This is a genomic window from Acidobacteriota bacterium, from assembly GCA_016715115.1.
Taxonomy (GTDB): Bacteria; Acidobacteriota; Blastocatellia; order Pyrinomonadales; family Pyrinomonadaceae; genus JAFDVJ01.
Genome location: JADKBM010000004.1, coordinates 766,727 through 786,847, shown reverse-complemented (window position 1 = coordinate 786,847; position 20,121 = coordinate 766,727). Strand labels below are relative to the sequence as shown.

Genomic DNA, 20,121 nt, shown 5'->3' with positions numbered 1-20,121 from the left:
CAATACCCGATCAATGATTCTGACCAGCTTTGAGCAACAAAGATTTCTGTTGCCAAAAGCGGGCTTTTGCTTTATAAAAGGGGTGGACAAACTTATGCTGCGGTTTTTCTCGCAGCGTGACACTCTAAAATCGACTTAATATGAATTTATCGGACGTTATTGACGAGTTGCGCGGGCTGAACGAAGATGTTCCCGATCCCTTCAGATTGCCGACCGAAGCCGAAGTCAACGCCGCAGAGAAACGCCTCAACGTAAAATTCCCCGAAGATTACCGCCGCTATTTGCTCGAAGCCAGCGACGTCGGTTTCGGCGATGTCGAACCGGCGATCGTAACCGACGATTGCGACTACCTGAATCTCGTTGAGATCGCCGAGTATGCCTGGGACGAGATCGAGATTCCACAGAGCCTTTTGCCGTTTTGCGAATACAACGGCGATTACTATTGCATCAATCGCAAGGGCGAGATCGAATCCTGGTCCTCAAGCGGGCAGTCCGACGACAAGTGGCCCGATCTCGGGACTTGGATCAAGGAAGTTTGGATCGACGGCGAGAGCTAAAGGATTTTGAGAAGTGAGAACCGAGAAGTGAGAAGTGATCGCAAATCGCAAAATCGCAAATCGCAAATCGCAAATCGCAAATCGCAAATCGCAAATCAATCCCGCTCTCCTAGGGCTGCGCGTTTTGTGCGAAGCTGAAGGCCGAACTGCAACACGAGCAAGACGATAACGCTCGCCAGAAGCATAAACATTCCCGCCCGCAAACTGTCGAACCGGGTCGAGACCGTGCCGATGAACCAAGTCGTGAACGCGGCGCCGAGCGTTCCGCAGATGAAGAACGGAGTCGCGCGCCGCGAGGCCGTCGGGCCGAACGTCTTCGTGAAACGCGACATATTGGTGGGAAAGATCGACGAAGTTCCGAACCCGGCAATCGCGGCGCCGACTCCGAGGACGAAGACGTTCTGCGCCGAAAGAATCGTGACAATTCCGGCGAGCGTGATCACGAGACTTGCGATGAGCATTCGGTTCTCGTTCAGAAAGCGGAAAAACAGCGGCGCCACCCCGCGACCGATGACGAAGAACAAGAAGTAAAGCAGGATCGGCGGCAACAAATGCATCGCCGCCGTTGTTTCGAGCCGTTCGGTGTAAGTCTTGAGCCAGCCGCCCATCGCGCTCTCAAAGCCGACGTGAATGAAGTTGAAACCGGCGATCATCCAGGCGATCGGATTGCTCCAGATCGGTGGATCGGGCTCGGATTCGGCCCCGTCTTTCGAATTGTTAACGGGTTCGAGCGCGGACGGCATTACAGCGATCGCGATTCCGACGGTCGCGAGCAAGCCCGAGAGAATCGCGGTCGGCAGAAAGATGTCCGAACCGCGGCTGAGCGAATCGACAAAAGGTTGGCTGACGATCGCGCCGAATCCCCAAAAGAAGTTCAGTATGCTCAGCGCCGAAGTCGCGCGCAACGGCGAGAGTTCGAGGATCAGCATATTGATCGCCGGGAGCGTCAGTCCGATCCCGAGACCATTGACGAAAAAGCCCAAAAGGCAAAGTTTGAAACTTCCAAGGTTGAGGAGAAAGACGCCGACGGCCATCAAAAAACACCCAACCGAGCTTGCCGTCAGGAAACGGCCGCGTTTCCCGAACCAGTTCGTCAGGAACGTTCCGGCGAGCGACCCCGCGAACTGCGCCGGAAAGAAGCCCGCCGTCTGTTGGTCGTTCAGCGCGAACTTCTTGGATAGGATCGGCAGAACCTGCCCGATCAAAACAGTCGAAATTCCGGAAATGAAGAACCCGGCGTGAAGAAAAACCTTGAGGATCGTTATCTGATTTGATCGTGCCGACGACATAAATTTGCGAAACCGAAACAAGGATTATTCAATTTTATGTCGCAAAATCAAAATCGCCGGTCATCAACTCCTAGCCGGACTTGCCGAGCGCGAAGACCTTGATCAGCGCGAGTCCGGCGACGAATCCGCCGATGTGCGCCGCATACGCCACGCCTCCGCCACCCGAGGGCGACAAGTAACCGAGCACGACCTGCATTCCGATCCAGAGTCCGAGCGCGACCCACGCCGGAACCGTCTGCATCATAAATCGGAACATTATCACCCGGACACGGTTCGTCGGAAAGAGCAGAACATAGCCGCCGAGCACGCCGGAGATCGCGCCGGACGCGCCAAGCATCGGAATTATCGAACCTGAGTCCATCACGATCTGACCGAGCGCCGCGGCGATCCCGCAGATCAGGTAGAAGATCGCGAAACGGATGTGGCCGATGCGATTCTCGATGTTGTCTCCGAAGATCCACAAAAACAGCATATTGCCGAAAATATGGCCGAAATCGCCGTGCATAAACATCGAACTCAGGAAATTGAAATAGACCGGCAGCGGAGTCGCGTAGTGTGGAATCTGACCGGTCTGTCCGAGTCCGTTCGAAACTGTCTGCACACCGGTAATATCAATGCCGGTCGCGATCTCCCTCGGCACCAGCGAAAAAGCGTACGTGAACGCTTCGTTTCCGCCAAGCCCCTGGAGAAAGACGAAAACCAGAACGTTGAGCGCGATAAAGATGTAATTGACGTAAGGGACGATATAAACGTCCGAATTGTCATCGCCGATCGGAAACATATTTTGATCCTCTGTCTGGAGAATTTCACGAAAACTTCAAAAAGATCCGTGCGAAGACTCCCGTTTTATCCAGTTCGTAAACGCTCTATTGTTTGCTCTTCAAGGTGATTACCGGCAACCCCTTTGCCGCAAACGCCTTGTTGAACTCAGCGATTTCCGTCGATTTCATCTGCCCGAATGCGGCGATCTGAGCGTCGATCCGGCCGACCAGATCGTCGTAAACAACGTACGCCTGATTCGTCGGCTGGTAATCGGCGCTGTCCACGGACGAACCCAACGCGGCGAGTTTGTTGTTCAGCCTGATCGGAAAATTCAGCGCGTCCTGCGACGATCTGATCTTCGTCTGGTTCAATTCTTCCTCGATCGCCGTGATCTTCTTGACGATCTCGGCGGCCTTGTCGCGGAGTTCCTTCTGATCGGCTCCGAGACGAGCAGCCAGATCCTCGAACTGCTTCCGGACATCGCGGATCTCGAGGATCGTTTGGTGAGTTTCCGTCAGTTTCGAATTGACCTTCATCAAAAAGTCGAACTGTTTCTGGAACTCCTCGGGTGTAGTTCCGAGGCGCGGATCGGCCTTGACGGCGAAACTCTCGGTCGATACGGCTTTGCCGTCGACCGACAAGCGCACCTGATAACTGCCCGGCACAGCACGCGGACCGCTCAGGCTTCCGCCCCACATAATGAGGCCCGGCAACCCGGTCGCATTCGGGTAACGGAAATTCCAAACGAAACGATTCAAACCCGGCTCCATCGATACCGGTGCATCTCCCGGCATCGGCGGCGGTGTCTGTGCGCCTTCGCGGGGGACGCGGCCCGTAAACTTGCGAACAGTCTTGCCGCTCACGTCCAAAAACTCGATCACGACGTCCTGTTTGGGCTTTTCCTTCAAATAATAATGAACGACGGCGCCATTTGGCGGATTCGCTCCGATCGGCGCGCCGGCGGGAACCTGAAAGCCTCCAAATCCGGGCGTGCGATACGTGTCTTCCGGCTTGAAAAGGAAGTTCTGAGACTTCTGCGCGTCAGCCAGCTGATACAGCAACGGCAGATTGTCGAGGACATAGAACGAACGTCCCTGAGTGGCGACGACAAGGTCGCCTTCGCGTTTGTGAACGGCCAGGTCGGTGATCGGAACCACCGGAAGATTCAAACGCAGACTCGACCAATTTTCGCCGTCGTTCGACGAGTAGTACATTCCCGTTTCGGTTCCGGCGTAAAGAAATCCGCGGCGGTTCGGGTCGGCGCGGACGACGCGCGTGAACGCGTCCGGTTCGATTCCGGCGACGATCTTCTTCCAGGTTTTTCCGTAATCGGTCGTTTTGAAAAGATACGGTTTGTAATCGTCAGACTTGTAGGCCGTCGCCGCGACGTAAAGCGTTCCCGCATCGAACGGTGAGGCGTCGATCGAGTTGATCTGGATCCATTCAGGCATTTCCTTCGGCGTCACGTTTTCCCAATTCTTGCCGCCGTCGCGCGTGACGTGAACGAGTCCGTCGTCGCTTCCCGTCCAGATCACGCCCGGCGTTACCGGCGATTCAGAGACGGTAAAGATCGTGCAGTAGTACTCGACGCTCGTGTTGTCGCGGGTGATCGGGCCGCCCGAATCGCCGAGTTTCGTTTTGTCGTTGCGGGTCAGATCGGGCGAAATGGCCTGCCACGACTGGCCCTCGTCCATCGATCTGAAAAGAACGTTCCCGGCCGTGTACAGCGGATACTTGCCGTCCGTTTTGTGCGGCGAGAACAAAATCGGGAAATTCCACTGGAAACGATATTTCATCGCTTCGGCGCCGGCGCCCATCGGGTTGTCCGGATAGACATTGACGTCGCGCTGCTGTTTTGTGCGGTGATCGTAACGCGTCAAAAGTCCGCCGTAGCTGCCGGCGAAAATGATGTCGGAGTTCTCCGGATGCGGCGCGATCCAACCGGATTCACCGCCGCCGACGTCGTACCAGTGCGTCTCATTGATGCCGAAATCAGAAGTGCGCGACGGGATCTTGACCGTCGAATTGTCCTGCTGCGCGCCGTAGATGTTGTATGGAAAATCGTTGTCGAGCGCAACGCGATAGAACTGCGCCGTCGCCTGATCCTGCTCGGTCCAGGTCTGCCCGCCGTCGTTGGTGACATTCGCGCCGCCGTCGTTGGACTCGATCATCCGCAAATTGTTCTCCGGCGCGATCCACAGGTCGTGATTGTCGCCGTGCGGAACGCCGATCGTCGAGAAAGTCCGGCCGCCGTCGATCGATTTGTGAAATTGAACGTTGAGAACATAGACCGTATCGACGTTCTGGGTGTCGGCATAAACTCGCGTGTAATACCAAGGCCGCTGGCGGATTCCGGCGCTGTCATTCGTCCGGATCCAGTTCTCGCCGCCGTCGTCCGATCGGTAAAGTCCTCCGTCTTTTGCCTCGATCATCGCCCAAACGCGGTTCGAGTTGACCGGCGAGACCGAAATCCCGATCTTCCCGAGCACACCCGACGGCAATCCCTTGTTCCGTGAAATGTCGGTCCAGTTGTCGCCGCCGTCGGTCGATTTGTAGATCGCGCTTCCGTCGCCGCCGCTGATCAGTGTCCAGGGCGTGCGTTTTACCTGCCAGAAAGCGGCGAACATCGTATTCGGATTCGCGGGATCGAAACTCAGATCAAACGCGCCCGCTTCTGCAGATTTGAAAAGGATCTTATCCCACGTCTTTCCGCCGTCTTTCGAACGGAAGACTCCGCGCTCCTGATTCGGACCCCACAAATGTCCCATCGCGGCGACGTAAACGATGTCGGGATTTTTCGGGTGGACCCTGATTCGTCCGATCTGACGTGAATCGCCAAGTCCGATATGCTTCCAGGATTTGCCGCCATCGGTCGATTTGTACACGCCGTCGCCGTGCGAGACATTTCCGCGCACCGGTGATTCGCCCATTCCGACGTAGATCACGTTCGGATCCGAATCGGCAACCGCAATGGCGCCGACCGAACCGGTCTTGAAGAAAGCATCCGAAACCGGCGCCCAGTTGACGCCGCCGTCGGTTGTCTTCCAAACTCCGCCGCCCGTCGCGCCGAAGTAATAAACGTTAGGCTGTCCGGGAACTCCGGCAACGGCCGTCGCGCGTCCGCCGCGAAACGGACCGATCGAACGATACTGCAGCAAACGCAGCGGATCGCTTTTGCTTTGTGAAAAAGCCGGAACGCAGGCGACGAACAGAACCATTAACGACAAAAACGCCTTAATGCTTCTGCTTGAAACAGAAATGATTGATTGCATATCGAGTTCCTTTGAAAGTTGAATCACAATTTGTCGGCGAACCGAACTCACGTTTGTTCGAAATCTATACCAATAACCAGCCAAAAGCAAAGCATCAACCTTCCTGATCCGGCAAGTTCACGATCACCGTCGCGACGCGGTTTTGCTCCATCGCGGCAATCGTGAAACCGATCGAGTGCCAGGTAAATCTATCGCCCGTTTTGGGTACCTTTCCGAGGCGCGCAAGCACGAATCCGGCGAGCGTATGGTACGCGTCCCGCTCGTCCGCGGGAAGTTCCTTGATATCCAACTCTTCGAGGAATTCGAAGATGGGCGTCCGGCCGTCGGCGACCAGCGTTCCGTCGGCGGCGCGTGTGATCAGGTCTCCAGAGACAAAATGCTGGCTGGCGGGCAATTCGCCGACGATCGCTTCGAGAACATCGTTCATCGTGATCAGTCCTTCAACGCCGCCGAACTCGTCGACGACGACCGCAAAGTGGGTGTGCGACGTGCGGAATCGTTCAAGCAATTCCAGAATCGTGAGCGTTTCGGGAACGTAGATCGGGCTTTGAAGAACCGCTTCGGGATCAAGGTCCCCGCGTTTGATGATTTGGCTCAGCAAGGCTTTAGCGCTGACGTATCCGCAGACATCGTCGAGTTTGCCCCGCGCCGCGGGCAGACGTGAGAAGCGGCAATCCTGAAGTGTTTCCCGGATCTTATCGACCGGATCGTTCAGATCCATCCATTCAATTTTCAATCGCGGCGTCATCAGCGAAGATATCCGTTGATCGCCGAGATTGATGACGCTTTCCATCAGGCCCTGCTCGGATTCTTGAAAGACACCGGCTTTCGTTCCGACGTCGATCAGATCCTTGATCTCTTCGTCCGTCACCGGCGGATCGACCGTCGCCTGAACCTTGAATAGTCTCAGCACGAGGGAGGTCGGTGCCATCAGCATCCAGACGACCGGTGACGAGAATCTCGACAGGAGCATCATCGGTCGTGAGACGGCAACCGCGATCTTTTCCGGCGCGTTCAGGGCAAGACTCTTCGGAATCAGTTCACCGACCACGATTGAAAAATACGTGATCACAGCGACCACAAGCGCGAAACTAAATGTCGATGAATACGGTCCGACGTAGGGCAGATCTGCGAGAAAATTCGCCAGCACTCCGGCGATCGTCGCTCCGCCAAAAGCGCCGGCGAGGATTCCGACGAGCGTTATTCCGATCTGAACCGTCGAGAGAAACCGGCTCGAATTTTCCGCCAGTTCGATCGCTTTCGCGGCGCCCTTGCTTCCATTTTCCGCCAATTGGCGAAGACGGACTCTGCGCGCCGATACGATCGCCAGTTCGGACATCGAGAAGATGCCGTTGAAGACGAGGAGCAGGACGATCAGCAGAACTTCAAACGCCAACGTTCTCATCCGGACTAGCCCTTCGAGTTCTTGAGCAACTCATACCCTTCGCTCCGCGCGACGTAGGTGGCGGCCGTGATGTCGCCCGTTACGTTGAGCGTCGTTCGGCACATATCGAGAATGCGGTCGACGCCGAGAATGATCGCGATCAGCGCCGGATTGACGTCGATCATCGCCAGGATTCCGATGATGAACGGGATCGATCCCGATGGAACTCCGGCCGTGCCGATGCCGCCGAGAATCGCCAGGTAAACGACCATCAATTGTTGGCCGAGCGTCAGATCGACTCCGGCGAGCTGCGCCAGAAACAGGACCGTAACGCCTTCATACAACGCCGTGCCATTTTGGTTGGCCGTCGCGCCGACCGTCAAAACAAAGCTGTTGATCTCTTTCGGAACGCCGAGATTCTCTTCGCTGACGCGGAGCGCCGTGGGCAAGGTGGCGTTCGATGAAGAGGTCGAAAATGCGGTCACGATCACCGTTTTGATGCGGCTGAAATACTCGATCGGATTCATCCGTGACAGGAAGGCGATCGAAAGTGAGTAGACGCCGAACATATGTATCGACAGCGCCAGCAAAACCGTGAAGACGAACCACCCGAGCGCGCCGAGCAGTTCAATTCCAAAACGTGCGACGTTTGTGAAGATCAGGCACGCGACCGCGTAAGGCGCGAGTTTCATCACCATATCGATGATCTTCGAGGTGATTTGAAACAGTGAATCCATCACGCCGACGAACGGCGCCGAGACGGTTCCCGGCAAAAGCGTGATCGCGACGCCGACGATCAGCGCGAAAAACATCAGATGCAGCATATTCGGATTCTCGCCGCCGATAGAACCGAACAGATTCTTCGGCACGATCGTCTTCACGACCTGCATCAGCGCAGAGTCGCTTTTCGCCGCATCGGCATTCTTCTTCTGATCTTCGACGCGTTTCGCCGCATCGCCGCCGAACTGTGTCTTCATCTGCTCGGCGATCTCGGGCGCGATCCGCTTGCCCGGTTGAATGGTATTCGCGAGCGTGAGTCCGATGACGACCGAAATGGCCGAGATCACGAGGCAGTAGCCGAAAGACTTCAAGCCGATCCGGCCCAGTTTGCGGATGTCACCGATCCCGGCAACGCCGACGATCAGCGACGAAAACACCAACGGGACGACGATCATCAACAGGAGACTCAAGAACAGCTGTCCGATCGGTTCGGTGAAATTGCGAATGAACCAAACGAGCCATTCGTTGCCGCCGCCGTAGATCTTATTGACCGCGACCCCGCCGACAACGCCGACAAGCAATCCAATCAGGATCTTCGTATGCAAAGCCATTCCCTTTGGCCTATCCGGGGTGTGATCGTCAAGATCGGTTCTCAGTTCCTGCTCGTATGAATAGTCGTCGGGGCTTGTCTTAGGGTTGTTTTCACTCATCTTGTTTAGCTTTCGCGTGTTCAGTTCGTCAGTTCAAAAGCGGCGCGCCACAAACAATATGTTGTGTTCGAAAGTGTCAATGATTATTCTGCATTTCGTCGCGTTCTGTAGGTCTTGCTTGACCAGAAAGATAGCACACAAGATCCGATATACGCCAAATACGCCAACAAATAATCGGAACGTCATCCGCGAAACAATTGTTTTCGGCTTCGCGGAGTTTCATAATGAAAGTGGACAACTTGCAAAACGGGGGTGATAGCGATGGTGAACAGCTTTCGGATTCTGATTGGTTATGACGGGTCGGGTTTCGCGGACGCGGCGATCGACGACTTGAAGAACGCAGGATTGCCTGCGGACGTCGAAGCGCTTGTTCTGAGCGTCGCCGAAGTCTGGCTTCCACCCCGCGATGAAGGAAAAGAGCCGGAGTTCGTTACTCCCGAGCTGGCGCGGAGTTACAAACATAATCTGGGGATTTTGCAGAACTCGCGCGAACTCGCCGATGCGGCGGCGGTTCGATTGCGGGCGATGTTTCCGACCTGGGAGGTTGAATCAGATGCGACTTACGGATCGGCAGCTTGGGAAATACTCTTTCGGGCCGAGGATTTCAAGCCTGATCTGATCGTTGTTGGAGCGCAGGGCGTCTTCGGACTCAAAGAACTGTTGATCGGCAGCGTCGCTCAGAAGATCGTCACCGAAGCGCCGTGTTCGGTGCGCGTGGCGCGAGGGAAGGTTGAGGTCGAACCGACCACGGCGCGAATCGTCCTCGGGTACGACGGCACGGCTGGTTCCGACAAAACTGTCGAGTCCATAATTGCCCGCAATTGGCCGGATGAAAGCGAGGTCAAGGTCGTGCTCGTGCAGGACACGGCGCTGATCAGAAGTTCGTTTGAAATCGAGGACGATAAGGTTGAACAGTCCGGACACGCCGTCGTTGACAAGCTCCGGAACGCGGGACTCAAGGCAACGCTGGTGATCCGCGAGGGAAATCCGAAGCACGTCATCGTCGAAGAGGCCGAAATCTTCCGTGCGGACACGATATTCCTCGGCGCGACGAAGTTTGACGATCTGATTACGAAGTATCTGCTCGGCAGCGTCTCGTCGGCGATCGTGACCCGCGCGAAGTGTTCTGTCGAGATCGTTAGGCCCAAACGATCTTAGATTTTGGATCAATCCCGTCCTAAGCGTTTTGATTCAAGATTCAAGTGCCGATGCCGGGCCTCATAAACCCGGATCAGCGATTGCAATGCAAAGGTGTCTTTTGCGGAGCCGCTTTCACGGCCGAAACAGGTCGCAATCTGCAGGCGGGGACGCTTGCGCTCCGGTCGAAAAAATCCAAAATCGAATTATGCTGCCTTCTCGATGCCGTAGCGGGCGAGTTTGAGGTATAGTCCGCGGCGCGTCAGGCCGAGTTCGCGGGCGACGCGGGAGATGTTCCAGTCGTGGCGGCGAAGCGCATCGACGATCATCTGGGTTTCAAGTTGCGCAACGGCCTCTTCAAGCGTCGAGCCCTGCTTGCCGACGTTGTAGCCACCGCCCAAGCCGCCGATGTTCGAGATCATTCTGACGTTCTCCTGGCCCTCGATCGGCGAGATCGGCGTCGCGTTCCGTTTCAGTTCCTGGGAAAGCTGATCTGGAGTAATGACGTCGCCGTCGGCCGCACGAGCGACGACGCGTTGGATCTCGTTGCAGAGCTGGCGGACGTTGCCTTCCCACTCGCAGACCATCAGGACATCGATCGTCTGAGGCGTGATCGTGATGTTGCGCTTGTTGAAACGCGCCGAGTAATGGTTGATGTAATAGCTAATGATCGGCGGAATCTCGGAACGGCGCTCGCGAAGCGGCGGCACGCGCAACCGAATCACGTTCAAACGGTAATAGAGGTCCTCCCGAAACGTTCCGTTAGCGACTTTTTGTTCGAGAACCATATTCGTCGCCGCAATGACGCGAACGTCCACTTTGATGGGAGTTTTTTCGCCGATCGGCTGAACTTCGCCTTCCTGAAGAAATCGCAGCAGCTTCGGCTGAACCTCGAGCGGCAGGTCGCCGACCTCGTCGAGAAACAACGTCCCGCCGTGCGCGGCGCGGATCATTCCCGGCGAATCGTTGACCGCGCCGGTAAAGGCACCCTTGCGGTAACCGAAAAGATGGCCTTCGGCGAGTTCCTTCGGCACCGCCGTGCAGTTAAACGGAATGAAGACACGGTCCTTGCGGTTCGAGATCGCGTGAATCGCGCGTGAGACCAGTTCTTTGCCGGTTCCCGATTCGCCGGTCACAAGCACTGTCACGTCCGACGACCGGATCTTGTAAACCTCTTCGACCAAAGACGTCATCGCCGGCGACGAGTGAATGAAACCCGGCAACAGGCTGTTCGACACGTAGGGGCTCGGCTCCGGCTCGATCTGATGGTGCCGGTCTTTATCGCGAAGCGCGCAAACGTCCATCCCCAACGAAACGACCCGAAGCAGCGGATGGACCGGACCGCCGTCTCTGAGAACCGCACCCGACCGAGGATAGATCAAGAGCATCGCCGGCGGCGCGCTCGGGGCACGAAGCTCGAGGACCGCAATGTTCTTGCTTTTGGAGAACTGGTCGACTTCGTTCTTGGCGATCGCCTGATTCAACTTCTCAACGAGTTCGTGAGCTTCCGGATTCGAAAATTCCTGCGTAATGAACGGAAAGTACAGGCGGCCTTCGCCCGATTCGGCAACAATAACTTTGCGGGCCTTGCCTTCCTGTTTCAGTACTGCAACCAGTTCCCGGAAAAGCAGTTCGCGAGATGCCGTGGCTTCTGCCAAACGCAGCATCACCAACTGCGAACCGGCTGAAGCTACCGGCTTCCGGACGGGTTCATCCGACGACTTTATCTTGGAAATCAGCTTCTCGGCGGATTGAAAGAGTCCCTCGATCTCAAGCTTCCGAAAGACCTCGCTTGCTGAGATCAAATGCCTCAAGGCGGTCTGGGGGTCGGACTCGAACAGAGTTTTCCCGAGGGCGTAACGCGTTATCGCAACGTGATAGATGTCCTCGGCCGCCTCAAAGATCGTCAGCGCCCGACTGAAATGATACACGGCGGTTTCCTCATCGCTTTCTTCGAGCGCCGCGAACCCGCGAATTCGCTGGATCGAGCCGAGAACGTAAAAGTCCGACGATGGATCGGAGTCTTCAATGGCCTTGATCTCGGTTTCGCAATCCGCAACCTCGCCGAGGTCGAGATACGCCTCCGCCAGCACGAGTCGGATCGTGTTGAGAATGTGCCTTTCACCGGTCGCACGGCAGATCTCAATCGCCTTCTTCGAGACGTCGAGCGCGTCGTTTGGCTTTCCCTGCGCCAGATAGCAACGGCCGAGATTTCGCATCGACTGGATCGAGTACCATTCGCGCTTCCGTTCGAGCGCAAACTCGATGCTCTCGTTGAGCAACTGTTCGGCCTCGTCGAGTTTGCCGCGAAGCATCTTGAGTTCACCGATCGAGTCGAGAATTCCCGCGACATGCACGTGATTCGCCGCTTTGGCGATCTCAAGCGCGCTCAACATCATTTGCTCGGCGCGCGCCCAGTCGCCGATCAGCATCAGGTTCATTCCGAGATTGTTGTACGCGATAACCGAATTGAGCCGATGATCGGTCTGGTCGAAGAACTTGATCGATTTTTCGAGACACGCGATCCCGTCCTGCGGGCGACGCAAGAGCCAGTAAACTCCAGACATGTCAGAATAGATCCGGCCGAGCAGAAACGGCGCCGTGCGCTCGCCGATGATCTTGATCGCGAAACCGTAGTTTTCGAGGGACTTTTCGAGATTTCCTTCCTGATACGACGCCGTCGCGATCAATTGATAGCTTTCAGCCATCCCGCGCCAATCGCCTTCCTCGCGAAAGTTGTCCAGCGCTTCGGCGGCATAGCCTGCCGAGATCGAGAACTCATTCAGCTTCCGGTAAACGCGCGAGAGGGCGTTGTGCAGAGTTCCGAAAACCTGCCTGACGTTCGCAAATTTCGCTTTTTGAAGGGTTTCCTTTAGAAGCGTCGCGGCTTTCGGGTAATCGGAGGTATTGCTGTAGCCGATCGCGAGTTGTGAAACTATTCGAAGCTGGGTCTCAAGCGCGAGTCCTTGAAGAATCTCCTCGTTTTCATATTCCCGGACGATATCGAGTGCTTCCTGATACCGGCCAAGAGTTTCAAATGTATATGAAAGAAGTCGTTTGAGGTTTGCAACATCGTCCGGCGCGTGTTTGAACGTCGCGAGCGATTCGAGAAGCATTTTTTCGGCATGCGCGGAGAATCCGGCCGTCAACTTCTCCTCGACAGTCTTCAACGTCAGCCCCGACTGTTCTTTCGATATCGCTTTTAATTTTTGCGCGTTCATCTTGACCGAAAAACACAACCGCGCTCGAACTCTATTTCGAACCGTAAGATACAGTTTGATCGATTAGGCAACGCGGTTTCGTCCAAAAAACGATCAATCGGTGCCGGATTTCAGCATTCGAACTGCTTTGGAAGTATTTTTCTGGTGACCGTTGACCGATTACTCTGGAATTTAGCAGAGTTTTGGAGCCGCGTCCAGATTTTTCTTGCGTTGTTTGCGGCGTGGAATCGCGGCGACGCAAAGAAGCTAGACTCGGCAGTCAAAATCTGACAAACTTCTGTCAAAAGTATGCCAACGAAAAGCGCCGAAGATATCCGGCTGGAACTTACCGATTATCGCGAGCAAGACTGGAAGCGTTGGGGGCCGTACGTTTCGGAGCGGGCCTGGGGCACGGTGCGCGAAGACTATTCCACAGACGGTTCGGCGTGGAGTTACTTTCCGTTCGATGACGCTCATCGGCGGGCGTTTCGATGGAACGAGGACGGACTCGCGGGCATTTGCGACCGGCGTCAGAACCTTTGTTTCGCGGTAGCGCTCTGGAACGGCCGCGATCCGATCCTCAAAGAAAGGCTCTTCGGGCTTTCCGGCCCGGAAGGCAATCACGGTGAGGATGTGAAGGAGTGTTACTACTATCTCGACAACACTCCGACACATTCGTTTATGAGATTTCTCTACAAGTATCCGCAGAGCGAATTTCCCTATGCCGAACTGCGGGAAGAAAATCGCCGGCGTGGAAAATCGGAATCCGAATACGAACTTGTCGACACCGGAGTGTTCGACGACAACAAGTATTTCGACGTCTTTGTCGAATATGCGAAGGCCGACTGTGACGACATCGTCGTCAAGATCACGGCCGTGAACCGTTCGGAAGATCCCGCACCGCTGCATATTCTACCGACGCTTTGGTTTCGAAATCAGTGGTCCTGGTTCGATCATCCGCCGAAACCTTCGCTGAAACGGTCAACCTCGACGAGTTCGACGATTCTGGCGGAACAGCGCGAACTCGGTTCGTTCGAACTGCGTTGTGAAGGCTCGCCGCGGCTGCTTTTTACGGAGAATGAAACCAACGCGGCCTCTCTTTTTGGGGGAAAGAATGCGTCGCCTTACGTGAAGGACGGGATAAATCGATTTGTGACGCGCAACGAGTCCGATGCCGTCAATCCTGCCGGAATTGGAACAAAGGCGGCGGCTCACTACGTTTTCGAAATCGCCGGGAACTCATCCGAAACTGTTTGGCTTCGCTTGTCGAACTCGGGCACCGGCGAATCGCCCGGCAACGACTTTGTAAGCGAATGCGAGTCGGTTTACGTACGACGGCATCTCGAGGCGGACGAGTTTTACAGAAGCATCGTTCCGGAAAGTTTGAGCGAGGACGAACAGCTCGTGATGCGACAGGCACTGGCGGGAATGCTTTGGTCGAAGCAGTTCTATCATTACTCGGTCAAGGATTGGATCGACGGAGATCCCGCGTTTCCGCCGCCGTCTTCGAAGCGCAAACACGGTCGCAATTCGTCGTGGAAACATCTTTACAACGACGACATCATTTCAATGCCCGACAAATGGGAGTACCCGTGGTATGCGGCGTGGGATCTTGCATTTCACGCGATTCCGTTGGCGCTTGTCGATCCGGGCTTTGCAAAGCGTCAGTTGATACTTCTGCTTCGCGAGTGGTATATGCACCCGAACGGCCAGATACCGGCGTACGAATGGGCGTTCGGCGACGTCAATCCGCCGGTTCACGCTTGGGCCGCGCTTCGCGTTTACCGGATCGAAGCCAAAAGAAAGGGTCGCGCGGACCGGGATTTTCTGGAGAAGATCTTCCATAAACTGCTTCTCAATTTCACTTGGTGGGTGAATCGCAAAGACGCTGAAGGGAACAACGTGTTCGAGGGCGGATTCCTCGGACTCGACAACATCGGCGTCTTCGACCGCAGCGCGGCGTTGCCGTCGGGCGGACACATCGAACAATCCGACGGCACGAGCTGGATGGCGATGTTTTGTCTGAATATGCTCGCGATCGCGCTCGAACTGGCGCGTGAGGACAAGGTTTACGAGGACGTCGCGAGCAAGTTTTTCGAACATTTTGTTTACATCTCCGATGCGATGAACAACGTCGGTGGGGAAGACACGGAGTTGTGGGACGAGCGCGACGGCTTCTATTACGACGTTCTTCATTTACCGAACGGCGAGGACATTCCGCTCCGGCTGCGTTCGATGGTCGGACTGATTCCATTGTTTGCGGTTGAAACGATCGAGTTTGAAATGCTCGATCGGCTTCCGGACTTTCGACGACGGACCGAGTGGTTTTTGAAAAACCGGCCGGATCTTACGGACAAGATCGCGTGTATGCAGAAACCGGGGCGGGAAAACCGCTTGCTGCTGGCGCTCGTCAATCCCGAACGTTTGCGGCGCGTACTGCGCGTGATGCTTTCCGAGAACGAGTTCTTGTCGGATTTCGGTATCCGCGCGATGTCGCGTGCGCACCGCAATAATCCGTATGCCCTAAAGCTGGGCGACACGGAATACCGCGTCGAATACGAACCGGCCGAGTCGAAAAGCGGTATGTTCGGCGGCAACTCAAACTGGCGCGGTCCGATCTGGATGCCGGTCAATTATCTGCTGATCGAGGCTCTGCAAAAGTTCGATTTCTACTTTGGCGACCAGTTTAAGGTCGAGTTTCCAACCGGATCCGAGCGCAAGCTATCGCTCTGGGACGTTTCGCAGGAACTCGAAAGGCGCCTCGCCCGGATTTTCGTACGCGACGAAGACGACGGCAGTCGGGCGGTTTTCGGAAACTGCGACAAGTTTCAGACCGACGAGCATTTCCGCGACTATCCCTTGTTCTACGAGTACTTTCACGGCGATCACGGCTCGGGTCTCGGCGCCAGTCATCAAACCGGCTGGACGGGTCTCGTCGCGAAGTTACTGCAGCAGATCGGGGATTACCGGGATTGAGCGCGCGGACTGGAGCGCAAGCGTCCCGGACTGGAGCGCAAGCGTCCCCGCTTGCAGTGAGCGCACCGCGCGAAAAAAGCCATTAGGATTTCAAAGCTGAGAAGCCCGCGACGGCGCGTTCCGATCCAGCTAAAAAACTATGAAAGCAGTCGCAGTCATTCCGAAGAAAGAAAAAAGCGTTCATCTCGTCGAGATGGAGAAACCCTCGGTCAAGGATGTCAAGGGCGGACGCGGCGTCCTCGTCGAGGTTCTGCGCGTCGGCGCGTGCGGGACCGACCGCGAAATAAACAACGCCGAATACGGCGTGGCGCCTCCCGGCAGCGACTTCCTCGTCCTCGGTCACGAGAATTTCGGGCGTGTCGTGGAGGTTGGCGAAAAGGTCGGGGAACTCAAGCCCGGCGATTTTGTGGTCGCGACCGTGCGGCGTCCCGGAAAGAGCATCTACGACCAGATCGGAACGCAGGATTTCACCACCGACGACCGTTATTTCGAACGGGGAATTTCGCGTCTTCACGGCTTTATGGCCGAGTTTTACGCCGAAAGCGCCGACTATCTGATCAAGATCCCGGCCAGCCTTGCGGAAGTCGCGGTTTTGCTTGAGCCGGTTTCGATCATTGAAAAAGGATTGAAACAGGCGTCCGACATACAGGAACGGCTGAAAATCTGGAAGCCGAAGACGGCGGCCGTCCTCGGCACCGGCAACGTCGGATTGCTGACCGTGATGGCCCTCCGAATGCGCGGTTACGAAGTCCACGGCTTTGGCTGGGAATTGCCGGAGGGCTATTTCAACGGCGAACTGTGCGAGGCGATCGGCGCGACCTACGATTCGACGCAGAAGTTGAACGTGGTCGATTCGATTGCGAAATACGGGCAGTACGATCTCGTTTTCGAATGCACCGGCTATTCGCCGATCATTTTCGACGCGATGCAGGCGCTCAATGAAAACGGGATCCTGATCCTGTCGTCGGTGACCGGCGGCGGACGCAAGACTGACGGCGTACCGTCGGACAAGATCAATCAACAATTCGTCCTCGGCAACCGCGCAATGGTCGGGACCGTCAATGCGAACCGCGAGCATTTCGAGATGGGCGTCAAAGACTTCGCGCTTTGCGAAGCAATGTATCCCGGTTGGCTGGCGCGTATGCTGACGCACAAGGTCGAAGGACTTGAGAACTTCGCCGAAGCCTTCGACATCCTCGAAAACGGCGCCAAACACAAGGCGATCAAGACTTTTTTCGAAGTGAAGAGCTTTTAGCATTTGGTTTCGCGGATCCGGATCGAAGCAAGCCCGAATCCAAAATCTAAAATCCAAAATCTAAAATCGAATGCTTTATCCCGAAGAGATCTCACGTCTTGCGTTCGCGCCGAGGAACGCCCGACGCCTTGACGCAGCAAACTCGAACGGCGCTGATGCGAGTTTCGTCTGCGGCGCGTTCGTGCGTTTTGCGCTTGAGATCGACGTTGAGTCAAAGGAGATCGGTGATATTCGGTTTCAGTCCAACGGCTGTGGATTTATGATCGCAGCCGCTGACGTTCTCGCCGAGACGATCCGCGGGACTTCGCTGCTTGCTCTCCACGGAACTGAAACGACCCGCGAAATGGTTGAATCGGCAATCGGGGAATTTCCCGAAACCCGCGTTCATTGCCTCAACACGGTTCTCAACTCGTTGCGCAATGCGCTTGCAGACTTTCGTCGTCGGCAGCTCGAGGGATTCGTCGGCGAAAAGGCGCTGGTCTGCACCTGCTTCGGCGTCACTGAAGAAACCGTGGAGAGCTGCGGCGCAACCTCGGTCGAAGAGGCCGGTGAAATCACGAACGCCGGAACCGGCTGCGGCTCGTGCCGGATGCTGATCGAAGAGATCATCGCATCGGCGGGTTCTGACTTATGAACACGGCACTTGTTGTTGTGCTATAATCTGAAACCGTTCGCGCGCCAGACGCGGAAAATTATTCGAGGAGTTGCTATCAGTCGGGAATCTGAATCCAAATCCCAAATCCAACATCCAAAATAGATGGATCCTGCCAGTAGTTTGTCATCGTTCTTTCTCTTCGCCGAACCGGGTTTGGCTGAAATGCCGTCGCTTACGTCCAGCGCACTCAAACTGTTGGCCGTGGTTCTTTTGGTTCTGGGCAATGGGTTCTTTGTCGCCAGCGAGTTCGCGCTCGTGGCGGTTCGCAAATCACGCATTGAAGCGTTGGTCGCCGAAGGAGATAAGTCCGCCGAGCGCCTTCTGAGTTTGCTAAACAACCTGAACGCCTACATTTCGGCGACGCAGCTCGGAATTACATTGTTTTCGCTCGGGCTCGGATGGGTCGGTGAACCGGCGATTGCGGCATTGCTCGATCCGCTGCTGATCCGGACCGGCGAAGCGACCGGTATGACGTTTCTCGCTTCGGGAGCCGTCTTGCATACGATCTCGTTCACGATCGCATTCTCTTTGATCACGTTCCTTCATATCGTTTTCGGCGAACTCGCACCGAAAACGATGGCGCTCGAACTTTCGGAGCGCGTCGCGCTAATCATCGCGATTCCGATGCAGATCTTTTATAAGGTCTTCTTTCCGTTCATTCGGCTGCTCGACTGGACCGGCACCAAGACGGTCAGGTTATTCGGACTTCGTGTTTCCGACGAACACGGTTCAAGTTACACGGAAGACGAGATCCGGCAACTGGTGCGCGTCTCTCACGAGAGCGGACACCTGAACGCCGAGGAGCGACGGCTTATCGACAAGGTTTTCGAGTTTTCCGAGACCACGGTTCGCGAAGCGATGGTGCCGCGCACGGCGATCGTCGCGATTCCGTTTACTTCGTCGTTGGAACAGATCGCAAGATTGTTCCGGCAACACGGATACTCCCGACTTCCCGTTTTTCGCGACTCGCTCGACGACATCGCGGGCTTCATTCACAGCAAAGATCTAATGCCGTTCTTGCTCCGTCCGAAGTTGTTCAAGCTCGAAAAAGTGCTGCAAAAGCCGGTATATGTTGTCGATACCGCGCGCCTCGAAGACGTTCTGCGGCAGATGCAGCGCGAGAAATTCCATTTTGGGTTCGTCGTTGATGAGCACGGTGGCGTCGAAGGCATCATCACCCTGGAAGACCTGCTTGAAGAGATCGTCGGCGACATCTCTGACGAGCACGACGAGGAGGTCAACGAACAGATCCAACCTGTCGGCGACGACGCTTACGTCCTCGACGGCGGGCTCGCGGTACGCGATCTCAACAAGAGACTCGCAATGAACCTTCCGGTTTCCGACGGCTATACGACGATCGCCGGATTCCTGATGAGCGAATCCGGCGAGATCTTGTCGGAAGGCGATATCGTTCCGTTCAACGGTCACGTCTTCAAGATTGAGAAAGTCGAGAAGCGGCGAATCTTGAAAGTGCGTATGGAGAAGAGCCGGAAGGGGGAGCGATAACGAAGCAGTGAAGCGATTGATCGGAGACTAAAATATGCGGTTTGTAATCGGGTTACTTCTTTCCACGGTTTTTCTCTCATCTTCGGGCTTTGCGCAAGAAATTGAACTCAGCATCAAGCTTGGTTCGGACAGGATCGTCCGAACCGCCAACAAAGTTCCGGTGATCGTCACGATCACCAACAAGTCCGGCGCTGATATACGACTTGATCTGCTCAATTACCTTACATTCAACATCTCGCGGTATCCGATAGGCGGGCAATACAATACGAATACAGATCGGTATCACGCAACCGGGAGTTTCAAGAAGAAAGGTCTAGCTGCGGGTAAGAGTCTCAGCTTCACGTTGAATCTCGTGAAGATGTTCTGGTGGCCCTATATGTCAAGCATTTACCCTATCGATGCCGGTCCGAACTTTCGAGAGATTCCGGAATACATGAGATATCTGCATGCAAAAACATACATTCCATTGCCAAGTAAGAAGGTTAGTGTCGGCGGTCGAATCGAGGAGATTCCCCAATCACGCACAATAGTATCGAATGAGGTCGAATTCCAGATCGTACGGCGCCAATCGAAATGACGGCCGCCGGTCAGGAACGTTGTCTGCTTTCGAGAAAACCAGCTGCTTGCTGCCGCGAGCGGTAAAGACATTCTTTTGCGTTTCGCCTTTTTACTTTTCACTTTTGCCCTTAAACTGATTA

Annotated in this window: 13 protein-coding genes; 7 read left to right on the top strand and 6 right to left on the bottom strand. The window is 55.5% G+C overall.

The genetic code is table 11. The features are described 5' to 3' along the window. Positions 1-140: 140 nt before the first annotated feature. Positions 141-557 carry an SMI1/KNR4 family protein gene (locus IPN69_05670; protein MBK8810207.1) on the top strand — a complete coding sequence of 139 codons (417 nt, stop codon included), beginning with the start codon at positions 141-143 and terminating at the stop codon, positions 555-557. A 95-nt stretch (positions 558-652) separates the two neighbouring features. Here the strand turns inward: IPN69_05670 and IPN69_05665 are convergent, their stop codons facing one another. The 5 genes from IPN69_05665 to IPN69_05645 form a co-directional block, all read right to left on the bottom strand. Continuing rightward, positions 653-1,846: an MFS transporter gene (locus IPN69_05665; protein MBK8810206.1), complete on the bottom strand. Its 1,194-nt coding sequence runs from the start codon at positions 1,844-1,846 to the stop codon at positions 653-655. A gap of 70 nt (positions 1,847-1,916) precedes the next feature. Further along, positions 1,917-2,627, bottom strand: a complete 711-nt coding sequence (locus IPN69_05660) for a rhomboid family intramembrane serine protease (GenBank protein ID MBK8810205.1) — start codon at positions 2,625-2,627, stop codon at positions 1,917-1,919. Positions 2,628-2,712: 85 nt separating this feature from the next. Beyond that, on the bottom strand, positions 2,713-5,880 hold the full coding sequence (locus tag IPN69_05655) for a glycosyl hydrolase (GenBank protein MBK8810204.1): 3,168 nt from the start codon (positions 5,878-5,880) through the stop codon (positions 2,713-2,715). Between the two features lie 94 nt (positions 5,881-5,974). Further along, positions 5,975-7,285, bottom strand: a complete 1,311-nt coding sequence (locus tag IPN69_05650; GenBank protein MBK8810203.1) for an HlyC/CorC family transporter — start codon at positions 7,283-7,285, stop codon at positions 5,975-5,977. A 5-nt stretch (positions 7,286-7,290) separates the two neighbouring features. Then, complete coding sequence (locus IPN69_05645) at positions 7,291-8,694, bottom strand: dicarboxylate/amino acid:cation symporter (GenBank protein MBK8810202.1); 1,404 nt, start codon at positions 8,692-8,694, stop codon at positions 7,291-7,293. A 261-nt stretch (positions 8,695-8,955) separates the two neighbouring features. Between IPN69_05645 and IPN69_05640 the strand changes: the two genes are divergently transcribed. Next, positions 8,956-9,852, top strand: coding sequence for a universal stress protein (locus IPN69_05640; GenBank protein MBK8810201.1), 897 nt, complete (start codon positions 8,956-8,958; stop codon positions 9,850-9,852). Between the two features lie 185 nt (positions 9,853-10,037). Here IPN69_05640 and IPN69_05635 read toward each other — a convergent pair whose 3' ends face one another. Then, on the bottom strand, positions 10,038-13,052 hold the full coding sequence (locus IPN69_05635; GenBank protein MBK8810200.1) for a sigma 54-interacting transcriptional regulator: 3,015 nt from the start codon (positions 13,050-13,052) through the stop codon (positions 10,038-10,040). Between the two features lie 288 nt (positions 13,053-13,340). On the opposite strand from IPN69_05635, the gene IPN69_05630 reads away from it, so the two are divergent. The 5 genes from IPN69_05630 to IPN69_05610 all read left to right on the top strand — a co-directional run bounded on the left by IPN69_05630 (position 13,341) and on the right by IPN69_05610 (position 20,000). Beyond that, positions 13,341-16,007 (top strand): glucosidase, encoded by a 2,667-nt coding sequence (locus tag IPN69_05630; GenBank protein MBK8810199.1) that lies wholly within the window; start codon positions 13,341-13,343, stop codon positions 16,005-16,007. 139 nt (positions 16,008-16,146) lie between these two features. After that, positions 16,147-17,262, top strand: coding sequence for a glucose 1-dehydrogenase (locus IPN69_05625; GenBank protein ID MBK8810198.1), 1,116 nt, complete (start codon positions 16,147-16,149; stop codon positions 17,260-17,262). A 70-nt stretch (positions 17,263-17,332) separates the two neighbouring features. After that, positions 17,333-17,896, top strand: a complete 564-nt coding sequence (locus IPN69_05620; protein MBK8810197.1) for an iron-sulfur cluster assembly scaffold protein — start codon at positions 17,333-17,335, stop codon at positions 17,894-17,896. A gap of 123 nt (positions 17,897-18,019) precedes the next feature. After that, positions 18,020-19,423 (top strand): HlyC/CorC family transporter, encoded by a 1,404-nt coding sequence (locus IPN69_05615; protein ID MBK8810196.1) that lies wholly within the window; start codon positions 18,020-18,022, stop codon positions 19,421-19,423. Positions 19,424-19,457: 34 nt separating this feature from the next. Further along, on the top strand, positions 19,458-20,000 hold the full coding sequence (locus tag IPN69_05610) for a hypothetical protein (protein ID MBK8810195.1): 543 nt from the start codon (positions 19,458-19,460) through the stop codon (positions 19,998-20,000). Positions 20,001-20,121: the final 121 nt, after the last annotated feature.

Excerpts from the sequence above, each read along its gene's own strand:
- IPN69_05660 (MBK8810205.1), bottom strand. The coding sequence starts at position 2,627 with ATGTTTCCGATCGGCGATGACAATTCGGACGTTTATATCGTCCCTTAC.
- IPN69_05655 (MBK8810204.1), bottom strand. The coding sequence starts at position 5,880 with ATGCAATCAATCATTTCTGTTTCAAGCAGAAGCATTAAGGCGTTTTTG.
- IPN69_05645 (MBK8810202.1), bottom strand. The coding sequence starts at position 8,694 with ATGAGTGAAAACAACCCTAAGACAAGCCCCGACGACTATTCATACGAG.
- IPN69_05615 (MBK8810196.1), top strand. The coding sequence starts at position 18,020 with ATGGATCCTGCCAGTAGTTTGTCATCGTTCTTTCTCTTCGCCGAACCG.
- IPN69_05650 (MBK8810203.1), bottom strand. The coding sequence starts at position 7,285 with ATGAGAACGTTGGCGTTTGAAGTTCTGCTGATCGTCCTGCTCCTCGTC.
- IPN69_05625 (MBK8810198.1), top strand. The coding sequence starts at position 16,147 with ATGAAAGCAGTCGCAGTCATTCCGAAGAAAGAAAAAAGCGTTCATCTC.
- IPN69_05610 (MBK8810195.1), top strand. The coding sequence starts at position 19,458 with ATGCGGTTTGTAATCGGGTTACTTCTTTCCACGGTTTTTCTCTCATCT.
- IPN69_05620 (MBK8810197.1), top strand. The coding sequence starts at position 17,333 with ATGCTTTATCCCGAAGAGATCTCACGTCTTGCGTTCGCGCCGAGGAAC.
- IPN69_05635 (MBK8810200.1), bottom strand. The coding sequence starts at position 13,052 with ATGAACGCGCAAAAATTAAAAGCGATATCGAAAGAACAGTCGGGGCTG.
- IPN69_05665 (MBK8810206.1), bottom strand. The coding sequence starts at position 1,846 with ATGTCGTCGGCACGATCAAATCAGATAACGATCCTCAAGGTTTTTCTT.
- IPN69_05630 (MBK8810199.1), top strand. The coding sequence starts at position 13,341 with ATGCCAACGAAAAGCGCCGAAGATATCCGGCTGGAACTTACCGATTAT.
- IPN69_05640 (MBK8810201.1), top strand. The coding sequence starts at position 8,956 with ATGGTGAACAGCTTTCGGATTCTGATTGGTTATGACGGGTCGGGTTTC.
- IPN69_05670 (MBK8810207.1), top strand. The coding sequence starts at position 141 with ATGAATTTATCGGACGTTATTGACGAGTTGCGCGGGCTGAACGAAGAT.